The organism is Actinoallomurus acaciae, assembly GCF_042429965.1.
GTDB classification, from domain to species: domain Bacteria; phylum Actinomycetota; class Actinomycetes; order Streptosporangiales; family Streptosporangiaceae; genus Actinoallomurus; species Actinoallomurus acaciae.
The window spans coordinates 1-2,112 of sequence record NZ_JBHLZP010000877.1 but is presented as its reverse complement, the minus strand read 5'-3'; the positions used below and the strand labels follow the sequence as shown (position 1 = coordinate 2,112).

General features: G+C 75.9%; 1 protein-coding gene. It reads right to left on the bottom strand.

Features of this window, described 5'->3' with window-relative positions; translation table 11 throughout:
- Positions 1-2,099 (bottom strand): methyltransferase (locus ACFFNX_RS48360; protein WP_378213183.1); only part of this gene is annotated, 2,099 nt, incomplete at its 3' end.
- Positions 2,100-2,112: the final 13 nt, after the last annotated feature.

Sequence of the window (2,112 nt, the reverse complement as noted above, 5' to 3'; positions counted from 1 at the left end):
CACACGTCGCCGCGCGGCCGTACCCGCAGGTGGCCCGCCCGGCCGCCGTCGCCGCGCACGAGGACCGCGCGCAGCAGGTCGTGCTTGTCGGCGACGGCCTGGAGGATGGTCTCCAGCTCCGGCCCGGTCAGGCCGGCCGGCGTGGTCAGCAGCAGCGACTGGCTGAAGCCGCGGACGTCGCCGCCGCACTCGTCCAGCCAGTGCAGGATCGGGGTGAACGGGACCTCGCCGACTCCGTCGTCCGGCCGGTCCGGCGCGCTCCGGTCCGCCTCGGTCACCACGGCCGCGAGCTCGGCCACCGTCCGCAGCCGGATCACCTGGCGGGGCGTGCACACCAGCCCGGCCTTGCGGGCCCGCAGGACGAGCTGGATCGACACGATGCTGTCGCCGCCGAGCGCGAAGAAGTCGTCGTCGATCCCGACGCCCGGGACGCCGAGCACCTCGGCGAACAGCGTGCACAGGGTCGCCTCGACCGCGTTGCGCGCGGGCCGTCCCCCGGCCTGCCCGGCCAGGTCGGGCGCCGGAAGCGCCGCCCGGTCGAGCTTCCCGCTGGTCAGCACCGGCAGGCGGGGCAGCACCACGAACGCCGCGGGCACCATGTAGTCCGGCAGCAGCCGCGCGGCGTGCACCCGCAGTGCCTTGATGAGGGACGTCTCGTCGCGGAAGGCGTCCGGGGTGTTCGCCAGGGCGGCACGTGGCGCGGCCGGGGCGTACAGGCCGTCGGCGCGCTCATCGGTGGTGAACAGCACGTCGAGGTCGCCGCCCTCGGAGTCGCCCGCCCAGGTGACGAACACGTGCCGTTCGCCGGCGAGCGACTCGAACTCCTCGGGGTCCACGCCGGGGCCGAGACGCCCGTTGGGCACGCCGGTGAGGCGCACCGGGCCGGGCCGCTCCAGCCGGGCGCGGAGCGCGCCGACGCCATCGACCTCGGCGCCCCAGCGCAGGGTCTCCGCCGGGCTCGCCGGAGCGGCGACGGTGTGCAGGACGACGTCGTAGCGGTACCGGCTCAGCTCGTTGTGGTGGCGAGCGCGCTTCACCCGCAGGTCCACCGACGCGAGCGCGGGGAGGCGGGACGGCAGCGAGGCGAAGAAGTCCGGGTCGAGGAGGAGCTCGTTCTCCCCCGCCGCGCCCGTGCCGCCCGCGGCCTCGACCGCGGCGCGAAAGTGCGGGAGGAGGCGCAGGTTGCGGACGTCGCCGACGAAGACCCGGCCGCCCGGCGCGAGCAGGGCGGCGCAGCGGCGGAGCACGTCGAGGAGGTAGTCGGCGCTCGGGAAGTACTGGACGACGGAGTTGAGGACGATCGTGTCGAAGTGCCCCTCGGGCAGGTCGCCCAGGTCGTCGGCGGGCCGGGCGCGCAGCTCGACCCGGCCGGCCAGGGCGGGGTCGGCCGCGACGGACGCGCGGAGGGTCTCGATCGCCTCCTGGGACAGGTCCAGGCCCCAGTAGGACGCACAGCCGGGCGCGAGCCGGGTCAGCAGCAGCCCGCTGCCCACACCGATCTCCAGGACGTGACGCGGGCGCAGCCCGGCGATCCGGGCGACCGTCGCATCGCGCCACTCGCGCATCTGGTCCAGCGGGATGGGTGTGCCGTCGTAGCTGCTGTTCCAGCCGGTGAAGTTCTCCTCGGCCCGCTCCGCGCTGCCGGCCTGGTACAGCAGCTCGTGCAGGTCCTGCCACTCGGCGACCGCGGCGCGCTCCCGCTCCTTGTCGCGTTCCGCGGCGTGCGCGGTGTCCGCCGGGACGACGTACGCGGTGAGCCGCCGGTCGCCCGGACGGTCCGCGCGTACGACGACGGCCGCCTGCCCGACGGCGGGGTGCCGGGTCAGGGCCGACTCGATCTCGCCGGGCTCGATCCGGTAGCCGCGGATCTTGACCTGGTCGTCGACGCGGCCGAGGTACTCCAGTGCCCCGTCCGGCCGCCGCCGGGCCAGGTCGCCCGTGCGGTACATGCGCGCGCCCGGGTCGGCGCCGCGGGTGAAGACGGCGCCGGTCAGCTCCGGTTCGCCCAGGTAGCCCAGCGACACCGTCGGCCCGGTCACGTGCAGCTCACCCGTCATCCCGACGCCCACCGGCTCGCCGGCCCGGTCGAGGACCCGCACGCCCACTCCGGCG